Below are 16,929 nucleotides of genomic sequence, written 5' to 3'. Positions count from 1 at the left end.
GTGATTCTGCCGTGGCCGTGCATAAGAACAGAGCCTCTGGTGGAGTTTGGCCCATACCCGGCCTCGGTCCACTCGGTGAAACGACGGAAGGCAGTCACCCCGACAGTCCGAAGCCGGGCGGTAGTTGATTCCACGTGCAGCCCGAGGTGGCCACGAAGATGATCGCGGCCAGCACCTCTCGGTCACCTCGTCGACGGTGGCCTCCACCCTGCTGGCGAACCGGCGCCGGCGGCACCACCCGCTGTATGTGGTGAGGCGGAGTAGTACCTCAACACGGGCAAGGATAAGTGAAGTTGGAAAGTTCCTGGTGGCCTGTGGGAGATCGCGAAGCCGTTGATTCCGCCGTCGAGAGTGCGACCGCAGGGCGGTGGAACGCCGGGCCCCCACCCCCCGCGCCCCGCAGCCCGACCGGCACCCGCAGCCGCTACCCCTGGGCGTCGGCGGCCGGGGTCGGCGTGACGATGCCTTCGTAGTACCAGGCCGGGGCGTCGGCGGGCATGGTCAGCGCGATGCGCAGCGCCTGGAACGCTGCGGATGCCGTGCCGGACGGCACACGCCGAGCCCGTCCGGCGTCAACGCGCCTGCGCGCCATACGGATCCGGCTCGCGCCGCGGGGGCGGGAACACGGCCGCGCCGGACCTGGGCCATTACCCTCTGTCCTCCGTTCGGGTGGCAGGGGGTGGCCGGGTGTGCAACGCTCCGTGTCTGGAAAGCGGTGCACCAGTGGCTCCTTTGGTGTCCCGCTGGGAGGGGTGGGTTCGCGTGATGGCCACGCACAGCGACAGGCCGAAGTACGGCAATCTGCCGATCGAGACCACCCAGTTCATCGGCAGGGCAAGGCAGTTGGGTGAAGTGCTCGACGCGCTCGGCAGCTCACGGCTCGTCACCCTGACCGGGCCCGGAGGCATCGGCAAGACCCGCATCGCCCTGCGGGCCGCCGCCAGGACCGCTCCCCGTTTCGGCCACGGCGCCTGGCTCGTCGAACTGTCCCCCGTCCTCTCCCCCGACCTCCTCGAGCACACGCTCGCGGGCGTCCTGGGCGTCGCCGACCAGACGAATCAGCCACTGATCGACGTCCTCACGGAGTATCTGCGCGACCGCGAGCTGCTGCTCGTTCTGGACACCTGCGAGCACCTGGTCGAGGCGTGCGCCCGGCTCGCCAGAACCCTGCTCGCCGAGGCGCCGGGACTGTGCATCCTGGCCACCAGCAGGCAGGCCCTCGACATCCCGTACGAGCGTCGTGTCGACGTCGGCCCCATGGACACCGGGCCCGAGGGCGAGGCTCTCGATCTACTGCGCGTCCGTGCCTGGCCCGACGAGGAGCCGCCCGGCCAGGTGGCCCCGGAGGAACTCGCCCGGCTGTGCACCCTGTTGGACGGGGTGCCACTCGCCATCGAGCTCGCCTCGGGACTGCTGCGCGCCACGTCCGTCAACTATCTCGTGCACCGCCTTGGCCGGCGGATGGCCGTCCTGTCGGCGAACGCGGGGGCCGAACCGCCGGACCCGGCGGCCGAGTTGGGCGCCGAAGACAGGCTGCCGGGCGCCACACCGCTGCGGCGGCCCGCACGGCACAGCGCGCTGCGCACCACCGTCGGCTGGAGCCACGAGTGGTGCACCCCGCGGGAGCGGCTGCTGTGGGCCCGGCTCTCCGTCTTCCCCAGCAGCTTCGACCGCAAGGCCGTCGACTTCGTGTGCAGCTCGGAACCCCTCGCCGACTGCGATCTCACCGAGGTCCTGGACGGGCTGCTCGCCAAGTCCGTCGTCCTGGCCGAGGACAGCGAGGCGGAGCCCCGCTACCGGCTGCTCGACACCGTGCGCGAGTACGGCGCCGAATGGCTCGAACGGGTCAGCGAGTCGGACCCGGTGCGGCTGCGCCACCGCGACTACTACCGCGACTTCGCTCAACGCGGCGACCAGGCGTGGATCGGGCCCGACCAGGCGCGGTGGCACGCCGACACCCGCACCGAACTGCCCAATCTGCGCGCCGCCCTCGACACCTGTCTGCGCACGGACCGGGACGCGGCCCTGGAGATGGCGAGCGACCTGCTCTACTTCTGGTTCGGCTGCGGCCATCTGCGCGAGGGACGGTACTACAGCGAGGCGGCACTCGCCCTCGCGCCCGACCGTCCGCGCGCCGCGGCGCGGACCCTGTGGTCGTGCGGTTATGTCGCGCTGGGCCAGGGCGACTTGGACACCACGGCCCGCCGGGCGGCGGAGGCCCGGATCCTCGCCGAGAAGTACGACGACAAGCCCGCCCTGGCCGGGGCGATGTGGGTCCAGGCCGCCGCGATGACCCTGCGTGGCTCGCCCGCCGAGTCCCTGCCGCTGTACGCGGCCGCACACGAACTGGCCGCCCGCACCGGCCCTCCCATGATCGAGCTGTCCGCCCTGCCCACCTGGGGCTACGCACACATGATGCTCGGCGAAGCCGACGGGGTGCGGGCCCGGGTGGACCGACTGCGGGAATTGACCGATCCCCTCGGCGAGATCTGGATCCGCTCCTACGCGGACTACGTCTGGGGCAACCACTGCATCGCCCAGGGCAGTCCGGCCGAGGCGATCGCCTCGCTCCTGTCGTCGCTGGAGGCCAAGTGGCGCCTGGACGACCTCTACGGGATGGCGATCACTCTCGACTCCCTGGCCGTCGCGGCCACCGGCGACCAGCACCCCGATCTGGCGGCCCGCCTCTTCGGCCTCGTCGACCGGGCCTGGGACATCCTCGGCACCCCGCACCTGGGTTCCCCCGAGATGACCGAGCACCGACGCACCTGCGAGAACGCGGTCCGCGCCGCCCTCGGCCCGGACGAATACACCGAGCAGTACGCGAGCGGAGCGGACGTCTCCTCGGTCCACGCGGGGGTGATGGAGGTCCTGCGCAGCGTCTCCAATCAGTCAAACGGGCCTGAGTCCGGCTGAGTTACCGGGCTCGATTCGGCCCCTCGACTTTCGCAAGCGTGTCCCGGCAGGCACTCCGGGCCGCATCGCCATCCCCGTCGCCGGCGACTCCGAGGAGGCGCGGCGCGTAGCCATGCAGCTCGTGGACGACACCGGCTTCGACCCCTACGACGCCGGCACGCCGGCCGACTCCTGGCGCCAGCAGCCGAACAGCCCCGTCTACTGCACCGAGCTGACCCTCGACGCACTCCCGGCGGCCCTGGCCGCGGCCGACCGCGCCAAGGACGTCCGCGTCCGCAACAGCCTGCCGGAGCGCTTCGCCGCCCTTGTGGGTGCCGAATATTACGGCGGTGCAGTTCAGCCCTGTTGTCGCGCCGACGACAGCGGTCGGCAATGATCACTGTCCATGCTCGTACGCCTGGCCTGCATCGCCGTCTCCCACGCCTTCACCGCCCTGCGGCTGATCCCTATGAGCGACCACGACAAGGACGTCGAGATCCTCGCGCTGCGTCACCAGCTCGCCGTCCTGCAACGCCGGCTCGGCAGCCAACGCCCCGGCTTTCAGGAGGCCGACCGCGCCTTCCTGGCCGCTCTCCTCGCCCCGCTGCCACGAACCGCCCTGCGCCGGCTACGACTCATCGTCTCCCCGGACACTGTCCTGCGCTGGCACCGCGACTTCATGAATAGCCGTCACGTCCATCTCAGCCGCAACCCGCGTCCCGGCCGCCCCCGCACAGTCACTTCCGTCCGCCGCCTCATACTCCGCCTCGCCGAGAAAAACCCCACCTGGAGCTACCGGCGTATCCACGGCGAACTCACACTCCTCGGCATCAAACTGGCACCCTCCACCGTCTGGGAAATCCTCAAGACCGAAGGCATCGATCCTTCAACCCATCGCTCGAACGTCACCTGGGCCACATTCCTGCACTCCCAGGCCGAGGCAATCCTCGCGATGGACTTCATCGAGACCGTCACCCTCACCGGACAGCGTCAGTACATCCTCGCCGCCATCCACCACGCCCACCGAAACGTCCGTGTGCTCGGCACCACCGCGCATCCCACCCACGCCTGGGTCACCCAGGCGATCAAGAACCTGGTCATGGACCTCGAAGACGCCGGACAGCTCACCGCCATCAAGTTCATGATCCGCGACCGCGACGCAAAATACCCCGCCGTCATCGACGAGATCCTCTCTCAGGCCGGGATGCGCACCGTGCTCACCGCCGTCCGCACGCCACGCATGAACTCAATCATGGAACGCTGGGTTCGCAGCCTGCGCCGTGAACTCCTCGACCGCACCCTGCTCTGGAACGAAGCCCACCTGCGGCAAGCGCTCCGCGAGTACGAACAGCATTACAACCATCACCGCACCCACCGCACACTGCAGGCTGCCGCACCCCTCCGAGTCGTGCCGGAACCGCTCAATCCACCACAGCTCGAGCCGCTTCGCGTTCGCCGACACGATCGTCTCGGCGGCGTACTCCACGAGTACCAACATGCTTCCTGACCTGCATGGACGCAATTATCGGCACGCACAGGTACCAGTCGGCGAAGTCCTCGTCGCACCACAGCCCGTCCAACCGGTCACGCAACCATATCGCCGTCGTACCACCCGGGTTGCTCGCCCGCGCGATCCGCGCAGTCAGAGGTGGAACTTGCTCACCGGAACGGGGGCGAAGGGACAACGGGCACCTCGACAGCTGCATCGGTCGGCGGAACTACCCGAGCATGCCCGTCGATCATGCTGCCGCACCGGGAAACTCCAAGATCCCCGACAAAGTCAAGCTCAGTTGCCAACGGCCGGGCAACTGCGGCGAACAACGCCCGCAAAGGCTCCGCCACAGCTTCACTCGCGCCCGCGAGATCTCGTTGACGCTTGATCGTGCCCCGTCAGGGGCGGCGCGGGGCCGCGAGCCCTCAGTTGAGGGTGACCGGTCCGTTGAAGTCCCGACCCGTCACGACGCGCCCGTGCACGGTGCCGGAGATTTCGTTCCGCACATCGCCCGCGCCGGTCCGCATTGGCCTGGCGTCCTGACGCCACGCCTCCAGCAGCCGGGCGAACTCGGAATCCTGCGCGGCCCGTGAAGTCAGTGCTGCAGCCAACTCCTGTGCGCGCTCGAGCCTACCGGGCTCTCCTTCCAGCGCCATCAACTCTCTCTGCCCGTGCGCTCCTTCCCCCGGGTCACGCGTCACCAGCGCCCGCAGTGACTGCCACGCCTGTTGCCCCGCCGCCCCCGCTGTACTGCCCGCAAAGGCCATGAGTAGATCGGCTGCAATCGGTTCCACAGAAAACCTCCGAACTCAGGAGCCGCCCCCCCCTATTTACCGTGACAGCGCATCACCATGTCCACTCGCCCCGCTTCCTGGCAACTTTGGCACGCGAATGCATCACGACCTCATCACATCATCTCAACTCGGCAGGCACAGAAGGTTATTGACGACTCAATGGAACCGTTTCACCATATGAGGTCCCCGTTCGCCCAGTCTCCGCAGCATCGCCCCAGGCTGGTGACCGACGCTTTCACGGGAGCCGCCACATGAAGATCCTGCCCAGGGCCGCGTTACACGGCTGGACAGCGGCGCTTGTCGTCCTTGTCGCTGTCTTGGGATCCGGCTCCGCGGTCGCGGCGCCGGATCCGAGTTCGCTGCGCTACACGTGCCCGTTTCCGGTGATCGGGGACGAGCCGATGACAGCGACGGTCGTGTGGAACGCCTCGCACACCCACACGGTCGGACGACCCACCCCGCTGCAGCCGATCCGGACGGCGGCGACGGTCGGTTCCAACGTCATCAGGACACTCCGGTTCGTCGGCGCGGCCACGGTCGAGGGCACGGCAGAGGTGCACGCCATTGTCGCCGCACCGGAGGGCAATCTCCCCGTCACCATGCGGCTCAAGGTGGCCAGGACGGCGGTCAGGGATTCCGATGCGCTGACCGTCCCGGCGAGCGGTACCATCCCCTCGTTCGTCTTCCACCGCTCGGGCCCTGCGAAGATCATCGTTGGCTCGATCGACCTTCACCTGACTCCACGGAACGCCGACGGGGACGAGACACCCGCAGGCAAGATCGATACATCGTGCGACCTCAACAGCGGGCAGAGCGGGTTGTTGGCGACCTTCAAGGTGATACCCGCCTCGATGGGCCCAACCGCTTCGGGGGCACCGCTCACGCCGGGCAGACACGGGAAGACGGAAGCGTCGGGATCGTCAGGGGGGCCGGGAAAGGCCGACCCCGGCGGCTCGGGTTCGGCGTCCGCGTCGGCTTCCTCATCGGCAAAGGGACAGAGCCCCTCCGGTTCACCCAGCAGTACACCGAAGCCCTCTCAGCCCGGCGCACCGGGCACCGTCGCGGCCGACGCCTCCACGAATGGCGGCGCGCACTGGCCGGTGCCGGTGGGCGCGATCGCGGCCTTCCTCGTGGTGAGCGCGGTCGCGGCCGGGATCGGCTGGTGGGGCCGACACCGCAGCCGCGCGGAGGGTCGGGATGAGTGACGTGGCTCATACCGACGGCGGGGCACCCGAGCCCAAGGAGAAGGGTGACGAGCCCTCCGGGTCGCATGTGAACAAGGTGAGCGACGGCGCCGTCATCCACGGGCCGGTGATCCAGGGCAGAGATTTCACCGGCGGGGTGCACGTCCACTTCTCCCCGCCTATGACAGCCGGGCAGGAGCAGATACCGGCGAGCGAGCCGCGGCCGCGGGACGAGCCGGATTCGCGGGACGAACTCCGCAGGGCCGCGGGAAGGCTGGCCGAAGCTGTCAAAGTCCGCTGGCGGAACGAGACCCGGCAGCGGAAGGTCGGGCATCCGAACGCGCGGCTGCTGCCCGTGCGCTGGACAACGGCCGACGAGGCCCGGATGGACCACTGGGCCCACATCTGCGACGCCCCGGAGGGGACGGCCGAACCACTGGACCTGCGCGAGGCCTCGGGAGACATCACCAAGACGTACAGGAAGGTGCCCTCCGGCCGGCTGGTAGTGCTGGGCGACGTCGGTTCGGGAAAGACCGTCCTCGGCCTGCGACTCGTCCTGGAACTGCTGAAGAACCCGCTGCCCGGTGAGCCCGTTCCGGAGTTCTTCAGTCTGGGGGCGTGGAATCCCAAGGACGAGAAGTTGGAGAAGTGGCTGAGCAGTCGGCTGACTCGTGACACGACCGGTATGGACACCATCACCGACGGCGGGACTACGGTCGCCACCGCCCTGGTCGAGAAGACGATGATCCTCCCTGTGCTGGACGGATTCGACGAGATCGCCGAAGAACTCCGGCCTCTTGCGATCGACCAACTCAACTCGTACGACGGCCCGTTGGTTCTGACCAGCCGTACAGATTCGTACGCCGCCGCGTCCGACAGAACCAGAGGCCTCCACCGCGCCGCCGCGATCGAACTGACCGCTCTCACTCCGGACGACGCGGAGAGCTTCCTGGTGCTCGGCAGCGCCCCGACCATCAAGTCCGAGTGGAATCACGTACTGGCGGGACTGCGCGACCGTCCCGACACCCCGGCCCACAGGAACCTGCGTGGGGTCCTGACCACGCCCCTGATGGTCTCTCTTATTCGCGACATCTACGGTGAGAGGGCCGCCACGGGGGACGGCGACAGACGCGACGGTCCTGGGCGCACCCCCAAAGACCTGCTCGAGTTCGCATCCCGGGAGGAGATCGAGGAACACCTCCTGAGCAGCTTGATTCCGGCAGCTTACGGCCGGCGCCCCGGCGACCCGAACCCGCCTCCCCGGCAGTGGAGCCCGCGGCGCGCCCGCCGCTGGCTCGGGTACCTCGCCGACCATCTGAACCAGACCGGTGGCCCTGACCTGGCGTGGTGGCGGCTCGGCACGGAGATGAGCCTGCGCGCGCGGACGGCCGTGATCTCATTCCTGGCAGGGCTCCCCTTCGCGCTGGCAACCGGGATCGGGAACATTCCCGTGAACCTGATCGCCACGTCGCACGGACTCGGGTTCGCGATCCTGCGCGGCCTGGTCGTCGGGCTGCTGCACGGACTCGTGTCCGGGCCGGCCTTCGGATACGCCTACTGGCGCGCCAACTCCGTGCCACAGTCGGAGCCGCGCCCTCCCGTGCAGGTCCGCCTGACCGGCCACGACAGGGAAGACTGGGACAGACAGTTCTTCCACGGACTCTTGCTCAAGGCCTTCCTGGCCGCCCGCATCGGATTCGTCGTCGCGCTGCTCATCGTGCTCGTCGACCGGCTGCTCCTGCCGTTGCTGGCGCTGGGCGACGGGCTCGGCGGCGGGCTCGTGGCGGCAGCCCAGTTCCCGCTCACCATCGGGCTGTCAGCCGGGACCGCGCTCGCGCTCATGACCTGGCTGGAGACGCCCATCGACGTGAAGAAGTCTGTGGGCTGCGTCGACCTGCTGAGGCAGAACCGCGAGAACGCGATCGCCCAACTCGTCGTCTGGGCGCTCGCGCTCGGACTCATCGCGGGTGTGACGGCCAGCTTCACCGAGACTCCGCTCCGCAGCTTCCAGATCGGGCTCGTCTTCGGGCTGGAAGGTGCGTTCGGCGGCGGGTTCGGCTACTGCCTCTGCATGACGGCGTATGGTCAGTGGGTTGCTCTGGTTCGTATCTGGCTTCCCCTGAAGGGGCGTGTTCCGTGGCGGCCGGTGGCGTTCCTGGAGGATGCCTGTTCACGCGACGTACTGCGGCGGGCGGGTGCCGTGTACCAGTTCCGCCATGAGCGGCTCCGGGGCCACCTGGCGACGCCCCTCCCGGCAACGCCACCTTCCGGGCCGAAGGGAGGGCAAAAGCAGTCCTCGCCCGTGGGCGGAGCCGCCGAAGCCACAGCGCCGCACCCTTAGCTTGACTCTGTCGGGGATCTTGGTGTCGGCGGAGTCAACTTCCCAGGGTTCGCCAGAACTTCGGGCGAGGAATCTCGTGCTGGTCGAGGTACTTCTGGAAGGCAGTCGGCTGGCAGGGCCTGGGGGATTCCTCAGCCGGTGACAGTCCGCCGAGGCGCTCGATATTGATGGCGATGGCCGTCAGGACGTGCTGGACGTGGGCCTTTCCCTGCCCCCGGTAGCGGCAGCGCCGCATACCGTGGCCGTGGGCGAACTCGTTGACCGTGCCCTCCACTCCGGAGCGGACCGCGTAGCGGGCCTTCCACTCGGGCGTCTGCTGCTCGGCGCGAACGCGGAGTTGCAGGTCACGGAGCTCGCGCGGAAGAAAGCCCACGGTGCGAGCGCTGTCGGCGGTGCTGGTGCACTGGGCGCGAGCCGGGCAGGGACGACACTGGCTCATGGTGAACCTGGCCACGATCAGCGGGGCCGCAGTGGGCGAGGAGGTCGGGTAGGGGCCGTGCCAGCCCACGCTGACCTGCCCCTGGGGACAAGTGACCTGCTGACGATCGAAGTCGACATGGAAGTCGTCCCGGGCGAAGCCCTCGTTGCGGCGATGCTGGTGCGTGGGATTGCTCTTCAACGGCCCGGAGACGGTGACCTGGTGTTCACGGGCGGCTTGTTCCAGGTGGGGTAGGGAGGTGTAGCCGGCGTCGACCAGGTGCTCGGCAGGCAGCAGTTGGCGGCGTGCCAGGCGGGTGTGGATGCCGGGCAGGACCTGGCTGTCGTGAGTGGTGGCCGCAGTGGTGGCGACATCCGTGATCACGTTGGGGCCGTCGGCAGCACAGGTCTCGGTCAGATGAGCGGCGAACCCCTTCCAGCTGATGATGTGCCCGTGCCGTGCATAGCGGGCCGACGTGTCGTAGGGCGAGATGATCGCCCTCGACGACGGCGGCAGTCCCGCCCCGCCTTCCTTCTCGGCGGTGCGCCAGCGTAGGTGCCCAGCAGCATCACGGTGATAGTTCTGCATCATGATCTGCCGCAGAGCCTGGATGCGAGGGCCGGACATGTGGTCCGCTCCGTGAAGGTAGAGGTGTTCCAGAAGCCGGACGGCGTCGTTTCCGGTGGCAAGAATCCTGGTCACGGGCTTGGTTTGCCGGTCCGACAGGCCGAGCACGAACTGCAGCACACAGACGGTGGCCAGTTGAGCGGGCGAGAGCCCCGGGCGCCCGTCCCTGGGGTACCAGTCCGCGAAGTCCTCGTCGCGCCACAGCCCATCCAGCCGGTCCCGCACCCATATCGCCGTCGTGCCACCTGGGTTGCTTGCCCGCGCGATCCGCGCGGTCAGAGGCGGAACGTGCTCACCGGAACGGGGACGCAGAGACAACGGGCGCCTCGACAGCTACATCGGTCGGCGGAACTCCCCGAGCATGCCCGTAGATCATGCTGCCGCACCGGAAGACTCCAAGATCCCCGACAGAGTCAAGCTCAGAGGAAGCACGCCCGAAACCGTTGGCGCTGACGCGGCGGGGATGCGAGGCTGCCGCACCCAGACACCGATGAAGAAGGCCCTGATGACGCAGGACGAGGCGCTCAAGCAGCTCAGTCACCTCGCACGCGAGAGGGCATTCGGAAGGCATGTCGGATCCGACCGCCTCATTCAGGCCGGGCTGGACGCCCTGATCGCCGGCGTCGAGAGCCCTTCACTCGCCCTGCTGGCGGGCCTCCTTCGCAACGAGGAGCCCGAAGCATCCGAGCTCTACGACGAGGTGCTGGACGAGTTGGGGCTGGTCTTCCACCCGCCGGCCGATCCCCGGGCCGCGAAGTGGGCGATGGCGCACTGGATCACCGGCCAGATCGCCGACGGGTCGCTCGACCCGGCCACCGGGACACACCTCATCCGGGCAGACATCGCCTACGACCTTGGATATCCGGAAGACCTGGAACCGCTCGTCCACTGCGCGCACAACCTGGACGGCTGGGAAGAGAACTGGGGCATCTCGCGTGAAGAGCTCAACCGGGAAGCAGTCGAGGCTGCCAACGAGTTCCTGAGCAAACACCCCGGGAACGACGACGCACGCTGACCCATGGGTCACGACGAACCGAGCATCACTGCAAGGATCCGCACCCGAAACCCTTCAACTCACCAGCCCTGCAATGGCATTGGCCAACGCCTCCCCTCCCTGCTGCACGGCCGTCCCGACCACAAGCGCAGGCAAGGCCCCGGCGACGCCCCGCAGACCTTCCGCGTGTTCAGCTGGGTCGGCGAGTTGAGTGTCGTTGCGGGTGGTCATGGCGCGCAGCACGTCGGCATTCTCCAGTGACGCCTGGTCGACCTGTACGCGGAACGCAGCCAAGAGGTCTCGCACGGCGGCGGGGTCTGTGGTCGTGTGAGGCGCGGCGTGCTGGTGAACATTGGAGATGTTCTGGCCGACCACGTTCTGCACCGCGCCCGTTTTGTCGCCGCCGATCCGAGGCGGGCAAGAAGATCGTCGGATGCAAACACAGCATCATCACCGACACCCTCGGACTGCCTCTGGCGGTGCTGGTCACCGCGGCGAGCGTGCAAGATTCCGCCGCCGGCCGCACCTTGCTGCCGTAAGCCGCCGGCCGGCCATCCCGGCCTGCGGGGCCGCTGCCTCCGGACGACCCGGCACGCCGACACATCATGCGCCCATGATTGGATGTTGCGCATGGCAGGTCGGGGGACGGCCGAGGCGGATTTGCCCGGCGAGATACGTGAGGCGCTCCTGCGGGGCCGCTGGTACTTCCAGCGGGGCGAGGAGCCTGGGTTCTTTGCGGTCGAGGGGCCGGAGGGGCCACTGGTCGCGGTGTTCTCGTCCGTGGCGGAGCTGGCCCGCTACGCCGGGGCGTGCGAGTGGTTCTCCACTCTGGGTGCGGACCTGATGACACTGCTGCCCGAGGATCACGGACTGGTCGTGGATCTTGCCGGAAGCGCACCGCAGCTACTGCCCGCCGAGCTTGTGGACCCACTGCGCCCCGATCCCGCGGACAGCGCCGAACCCAGCAAGGGGAGCGATCCCCGGTGAGTGACGGCTACAAGGTCGAGATCTCCGCGTTGCAGCGCACAGTGGCACCGCTGGAGGAGTCGATGGTCGCGGCCAAGGACGTCCGCGCCAAGAAGAGCGACATCGCCTCCCATGCCACGCACGCCGGATCAGAAGTTGTCACCTCGGCGGTCGACGGCTTCCTGGAGTCCTGGGACTACGGCATGGGCGAGCTGATCAAGTACTCCGAGGACATCGTCGACAAGTTGAACGAGACCATCGCCGGCTACGAACAGGCCGAGGAGCTGGGCATCGACAACTTCACGCCCACCGACGAGAACCTCGCCTCGCTGCCCTCCGGCCCGGTCGGCCAGTGGCAGTACGACCAAACCCACCCGGACCTGCCCGGGAACAAGCCCGGCTGGGAGAAAGGCGCCGACGGCTGGCAGCAGGGCTTCGAGGACTGGGCGTTCGGATGAGCGGCACGATCACCGCGGACAGCACGCCCAAGGACCTCATACCCGGCGATGTCGAACAGCTGGAGACCCTGCGGGCGACGCTGCGCGCTTACGCGGGTGCGTTCGCCGACGCCAAGCGGCGGCTGCGCACCGTGGACGCGGACGACTGGCAGGGCGCCGCGGCGATGGACTTCCGCTCCGCCGTACGCCACATCCCCGACACATTGGACACGGCGCACGAGTCCTTCGACCGGGCCGCCAAAGCGGTCACCGACTACGCCGACGTGCTCGCCGAGGCACAGCACAAAGTGCGGCCGATCATCGAGGACGCAGCCGACGCCCGTCGCGCCTCGCACACCCACCAGCAGGACGTCGACGACTACAACGCCGCCGTCGACCGCGACGCCGACCCGCTTCCCACCCGCCCGCCGGAGACCGATCCGGGAGTAGCGGCGATGGACCACTGCCAAGCCCAGGTCGACAAGCTGCGCGAGCAGGTCGAAGAGGCCGCGCACCGTGCCAAGAAGCACCTGGACTCGGCAGCCGAGGCGGCGCCGGACGAACCCGGCTGGTTCAGCAAGCTGCTCGGCGGCGGCAAGAACATCCTCAAGGGGGGCTACGAAGGCCTCGAAGGCATGGGGCAGCTGACCAATATCCTCGTCCATCCCTCCCGTTGGGGCATGACGTTGGCCAGCGCCACCGACAGCATGGTGTACGGGGCCCAGCACCCCGTCGAGTTCGCCAAGTCCGTCGCAGACTGGGACACGCTCAAGAGTGAACCCGCACGTTGGGTCGGCCGTATCCTGCCCGACGCCGCCGCAGCCCTGGTCACCGGAGGCGCCAGCGCCGCCGCCACGCGAGGTGCCCGTGCCGCGGACCGGATCGCCGACCGGGTGTCCAATCTGCGCCGCGACGGCAAGGGCCGCGAGGACACCGACACCCGCCCCGACGACGTGTGCCGCGCGGACGGCGACAAGTGCAAGGCCGGCGAGCCGATCGACATCGCCACCGGCGAGATGTCCCTCACCCACACCGACCTCACCCTCCCCGGCGCCCTCCCCCTCGTCCTCACCCGCACCCACCTGTCCAACTACGGAGCGGGCGGCTGGTTCGGCCGCTCCTGGGCCGCCACTCTCGACCAGCACCTCGAAGTCGACGAGGACACCGTCGTGTTCGCCGCGGCGGACGGCGTGCTGCTCGCCTACCCGCTGCCCAAGACCGGCGAGACCGCCTACCCCACCCACGGCGCGCAATGGCCCCTGCACCGCGACGACGAGAGCGACTTCCGCCTCACCGACCCGCATACCGGCCGCACCCTCCATTTCGCCGAACATCCGCACACCGGCTACCCGTTGACCGGGATCGAGGACCGCTCCGGCCGTCGCATCGACCTGGACTACGACACCGAGACCGGCTGCCCGATCGCGCTGCGCCACTCCGGCGGCTACCACGTCACCGTCGAGACCCACCCGGACCTGCCGCGCATCACGGCCCTGCGTATGGCCGACACACTGATCGTCACGTACGAGTACGACGCACTCGGCAACCTCACCGGAGTGACCAACTCCTCCGGCACACCACTAGCCTTCACCTACGACGACGCCGACCGTGTCACGTCCTGGACCGACCGCAACGACACCACCTTCGCCTACGTCTACGACCACGCCGGCCGCGTCCTGCGCACCCTCGGCCCGGACGGCATGTGGTCCGGCACCTTCCGCTACGAACCCGCCCAGCGCCGCACCACCTACACCGACTCCCTCGGCCACGCGACGCTGTACGAGTACGACGAGCGCAACAAGCTGCTGCGCACCACCGATCCGCTGGGCAACGCGACGTCGCAGCAGTGGACACCGGACGGCCGCCACCTCACTGCGGTGATCGACTCGCTCGGAAACACCACTCGCTACGAACGCGACACGGACGGCAATCTCACCGGGGTACTACTGCCCGACGGCACCCGCGCGACGGCTCTTTACAACACACTGCACCAGCCCGTGCAAGTCACCCAGCCGGACGGCGCCACCTGGCATTACACGTACGACATCCACGGCAATCGCCTCTCGGCCACCGACCCGACAGGTGCGACCACCACCTATGCGTACGACGCCCTCGGGCACCTGATTGCAGTCACCAACGCGCTCGGCCACACCCGCCGCGTCACCAACGACGCGGCAGGCCTGCCCCTCACCATCACCGGTGCGGACGGTCACACCACCACAGCCACCCGCGACGCGTTCGGCCGCCCGGCGACCGTCACCGATGCCCGCGGCTGCACCACACACACCACCTGGTCCGCCGAGGGCAGGCCCCTGTCTCGCCAGCACCCCGACGGCACATGCGACACGTGGGCCTGGGACGACGAGGGCAACCTCCTCACCCACACCAACCGCGCCGGACACACCACCCACCACACCTATACACACTTCGACCTGCCGGCCAACCGCACCGACGCGGATGGCGCCGAGTTCACGTTCACGTACGACACCGAACTGCGTCTCACTCAGGTCACCAACCCGGCCGGGCTGAACTGGAGCTACTCCTACGACGCGGCCGGACACCTGCGCGCCGAGACCGACTTCAACGGCCGCACCCTCACCTACACCCACGACGCAGCGGGCCGTCTGGCTTCACGCACCAACGGCGCAGGCGAGACCGAGACCTTCCAGCGCGACGCATTCGGCCGTACCACCGCACGTCTCACGGACGACGGCCGCCGCACCACGTTCGACTACACACCCGGCGGACAGCTGACCGCAATGTCCAACCCGGACGCAGCTGTCACCTACACGCACGACCCACTGGGTCGCGTCCAGTCCGAGACGGTCAACGGTCGCACCACGGCGTACGGCTACGACGAACTCGGTCGCCGCACCTCCCGCACCACTCCGAGCGGCCACGTATCCACCTGGACCTACGGCGCCGGAAACAACCCCGAGGCGCTGTCCACCTCGACCGGCCACCGCCTCGACTTCGGCTACGACGCCGCAGGCAACGAGATCACCCGCACCGTCGACGACAGCGCCTTCTTCCTTCAGACCTTCGACGCAGCAGGCCACCTCAGCACCCAGTCCCTGCACACCCACGACCTGGACACTGCCCCACTCCAGCACCGCAGTTACACCTACCGTGCGGACGGCTACCTCACCGAGATCACCGAATCCGGAACGGCCACCAGCACCCGCCGCTTCGACCTGACCCCCACCGGCCGGGCCACCGTGGTCCGTGCCACCGGCTGGAGCGAGTCGTACGCCTACGACTCCACCGGCAACCTCTCCTCGGCCGCAACCCCCGTCACCGAGGACTCCGACGGCCTCCGCGAGACGACCGGCACCCTGCTCCACCGCGCCGGCCGCACTCACTACACGTATGACACCCAGGGCCGCCTGACCCGCCGCACTCGCCGGCTCCTCAACGGCCAGAAGCGCACCTGGACCTACGCCTGGAACACCGAGGACCGCCTCACCGGAGCGACCACCCCTGACGGCACGCGCTGGCGGTACACGTACGACCCAACAGGCCGTCGCATCGCCAAACACCGCCTCGACGACACCGGCACAAGCGCCGAATCCGTCCACTTCACCTGGGACGGCACCCGCCTCGCCGAACAAGCCACCACCGATGGCACCGTCACCACCTGGGACTACACCCCGGGCACCCACCGCCCCCTGGCCCAAACCCTCACCCAGGCCGATGTCAACGCCCGCTTCCACGCGATCGTCACCGACCTGGTCGGCACCCCGACGGAACTCGTCACCCCCGACGGCGAGATCGAATGGCAACAGCGCACGACCTTGTGGGGCGCGCCCTTCCCCGCTGTCACGACGGCCGACATCGTCGACTGCCCCCTACGCTTCCCCGGCCAGTACATTGACACCGAAACTGGCCTTTACTACAACAATCAGCGCTACTACGACCCCGAAACCGCCCGATACCTCAGCCCTGACCCGCTCGGTCTCCGGCCCGCCGTAAATCACCACGCGTACGTCGCCAATCCACTCGCGTGGATCGATGCCTTGGGCCTCAAGTGCGAAGACCCGCTGCCTGAGGCGAATAGCATTGCGCAGCACGCAAACGAGAGATTCAGCGACGGCGCACTGGATCATCACGTCAAGAACATCCCCCAAGACAAGCTGGCAAATTACGTCTCCAACGTCCTTGAAGGTGACATCGACGGGGTCGAGACGCGATACGGGCTGAACAGCGGAAGAACGGCCTACTGGGACCCAGACACTGGAGCCGTCGTTATTGAGGACCCCGGTAGTCCTCACGGAGGCTCCGTTTTCACACCCCAGGAGGGACACACATACTTTGAAGACCTGGAGTAGCTGACACCCATGCAAATCAACGTTCGCGGCGGGCCGACCCTGGACCTCTCCACTGGCGAGGGAAGCATCCTCTTCCACGTCCTCAAGGAGGTTGTCCAGGCGTCGTACATCATCGACGATGCCCGAGTCATCGCTGACGCGCGCGCACTCGTCGACGATGTACGCGCAATCCGCAAAGCCAAAAGGATGCAATCCGTCGCCTCGCCTCAATCCCTCGCGGTCCAGGCAGACACGTTCCTGAAGACGCTTTCGGCGGCCACGACGACGCTTCACCACTTGGGCAGGTCCGAATTCGAGACTCGAACCGGACTCTCCGCAAGAGACGCCGAGGCGCTGATCCGGCGCCTTACCTTGCTGATGACTCCCGACAGTGGCACCAACGAGCCAGAGCGTGGCGCCGGGGCCCCCTGAAGCCATCCGCTCCTGGAGAGAGCAGCCGTTTCGACTGACCGC

14 protein-coding genes and 2 pseudogenes are annotated in these 16,929 nt (G+C 68.2%); 11 read left to right on the top strand and 5 right to left on the bottom strand.

Going from position 1 to position 16,929, the window contains the following annotated elements; all coding sequences use genetic code 11:
* Positions 1 to 36 precede the first annotated feature (36 nt).
* Both OG746_RS37650 and OG746_RS37640 read right to left on the bottom strand, forming a co-directional pair.
* Positions 37 to 247 (bottom strand): annotated as a pseudogene (locus tag OG746_RS37650) (transposase); the annotation flags it as partial.
* A 177-nt stretch (positions 248 to 424) separates the two neighbouring features.
* Complete coding sequence (locus OG746_RS37640; RefSeq protein ID WP_266722944.1) at positions 425 to 553, bottom strand: hypothetical protein; 129 nt, start codon at positions 551 to 553, stop codon at positions 425 to 427.
* A gap of 212 nt (positions 554 to 765) precedes the next feature.
* Between OG746_RS37640 and OG746_RS37635 the strand changes: the two genes are divergently transcribed.
* From OG746_RS37635 to OG746_RS37625, 3 genes are all read left to right on the top strand, one after another.
* Positions 766 to 2,916 (top strand): ATP-binding protein, encoded by a 2,151-nt coding sequence (locus OG746_RS37635; RefSeq protein ID WP_266722942.1) that lies wholly within the window; start codon positions 766 to 768, stop codon positions 2,914 to 2,916.
* A 112-nt stretch (positions 2,917 to 3,028) separates the two neighbouring features.
* Positions 3,029 to 3,292, top strand: a complete 264-nt coding sequence (locus OG746_RS37630; protein ID WP_524540521.1) for a hypothetical protein — start codon at positions 3,029 to 3,031, stop codon at positions 3,290 to 3,292.
* 9 nt (positions 3,293 to 3,301) lie between these two features.
* Positions 3,302 to 4,402 (top strand): integrase core domain-containing protein, encoded by a 1,101-nt coding sequence (locus OG746_RS37625; RefSeq protein ID WP_266722940.1) that lies wholly within the window; start codon positions 3,302 to 3,304, stop codon positions 4,400 to 4,402.
* Between the two features lie 410 nt (positions 4,403 to 4,812).
* Here the strand turns inward: OG746_RS37625 and OG746_RS37620 are convergent, their stop codons facing one another.
* The gene (locus tag OG746_RS37620; RefSeq protein WP_266722938.1) at positions 4,813 to 5,043 is read right to left on the bottom strand and encodes a hypothetical protein; all 231 of its coding nucleotides are present in this window, start codon (positions 5,041 to 5,043) and stop codon (positions 4,813 to 4,815) included.
* A gap of 389 nt (positions 5,044 to 5,432) precedes the next feature.
* Here OG746_RS37620 and OG746_RS37615 point away from each other — a divergent pair, with 389 nt between their 5' ends.
* Both OG746_RS37615 and OG746_RS37610 read left to right on the top strand, forming a co-directional pair.
* On the top strand, positions 5,433 to 6,386 hold the full coding sequence (locus OG746_RS37615) for a DUF6801 domain-containing protein (protein WP_323179733.1): 954 nt from the start codon (positions 5,433 to 5,435) through the stop codon (positions 6,384 to 6,386).
* The gene (locus OG746_RS37610; RefSeq protein WP_266722935.1) at positions 6,379 to 8,706 is read left to right on the top strand and encodes an NACHT domain-containing protein; all 2,328 of its coding nucleotides are present in this window, start codon (positions 6,379 to 6,381) and stop codon (positions 8,704 to 8,706) included. Before OG746_RS37615 ends, OG746_RS37610 begins: the two co-directional genes overlap by 8 nt.
* Positions 8,707 to 8,740: 34 nt before the next feature.
* Here OG746_RS37610 and OG746_RS37605 read toward each other — a convergent pair whose 3' ends face one another.
* On the bottom strand, positions 8,741 to 9,976 hold the full coding sequence (locus tag OG746_RS37605; protein WP_266722934.1) for a transposase: 1,236 nt from the start codon (positions 9,974 to 9,976) through the stop codon (positions 8,741 to 8,743).
* Between the two features lie 265 nt (positions 9,977 to 10,241).
* Between OG746_RS37605 and OG746_RS37600 the strand changes: the two genes are divergently transcribed.
* Complete coding sequence (locus OG746_RS37600; RefSeq protein WP_266722933.1) at positions 10,242 to 10,766, top strand: hypothetical protein; 525 nt, start codon at positions 10,242 to 10,244, stop codon at positions 10,764 to 10,766.
* 54 nt (positions 10,767 to 10,820) lie between these two features.
* Here OG746_RS37600 and OG746_RS37595 read toward each other — a convergent pair whose 3' ends face one another.
* Positions 10,821 to 11,129: a hypothetical protein gene (locus OG746_RS37595; protein ID WP_266722932.1), complete on the bottom strand. Its 309-nt coding sequence runs from the start codon at positions 11,127 to 11,129 to the stop codon at positions 10,821 to 10,823.
* A gap of 26 nt (positions 11,130 to 11,155) precedes the next feature.
* On the opposite strand from OG746_RS37595, the pseudogene OG746_RS37590 reads away from it, so the two are divergent.
* From OG746_RS37590 to OG746_RS37570, 5 genes and pseudogenes are all read left to right on the top strand, one after another.
* Positions 11,156 to 11,278 (top strand): annotated as a pseudogene (locus OG746_RS37590) (transposase); the annotation flags it as partial.
* A gap of 97 nt (positions 11,279 to 11,375) precedes the next feature.
* A complete protein-coding gene (locus OG746_RS37585) occupies positions 11,376 to 11,732 on the top strand; it encodes an SseB family protein (protein WP_266722930.1) in 357 nt (118 codons plus the stop codon).
* On the top strand, positions 11,729 to 12,169 hold the full coding sequence (locus OG746_RS37580) for a hypothetical protein (RefSeq protein ID WP_266722928.1): 441 nt from the start codon (positions 11,729 to 11,731) through the stop codon (positions 12,167 to 12,169). The genes OG746_RS37585 and OG746_RS37580 overlap by 4 nt, the downstream gene beginning before the upstream one ends.
* Positions 12,166 to 16,476 carry a putative T7SS-secreted protein gene (locus OG746_RS37575; RefSeq protein ID WP_266722926.1) on the top strand — a complete coding sequence of 1,437 codons (4,311 nt, stop codon included), beginning with the start codon at positions 12,166 to 12,168 and terminating at the stop codon, positions 16,474 to 16,476. Before OG746_RS37580 ends, OG746_RS37575 begins: the two co-directional genes overlap by 4 nt.
* A gap of 9 nt (positions 16,477 to 16,485) precedes the next feature.
* Positions 16,486 to 16,887, top strand: a complete 402-nt coding sequence (locus tag OG746_RS37570) for a hypothetical protein (RefSeq protein WP_266722924.1) — start codon at positions 16,486 to 16,488, stop codon at positions 16,885 to 16,887.
* The last annotated feature ends 42 nt before the right edge of the window (positions 16,888 to 16,929 follow it).

It is taken from the genome of Streptomyces sp. NBC_01016 (assembly GCF_026341035.1).
GTDB lineage: Bacteria > Actinomycetota > Actinomycetes > Streptomycetales > Streptomycetaceae > Streptomyces.
Note: the sequence above shows the minus strand (reverse complement) of the source record. Positions and strands in the feature narration are given on the sequence as shown.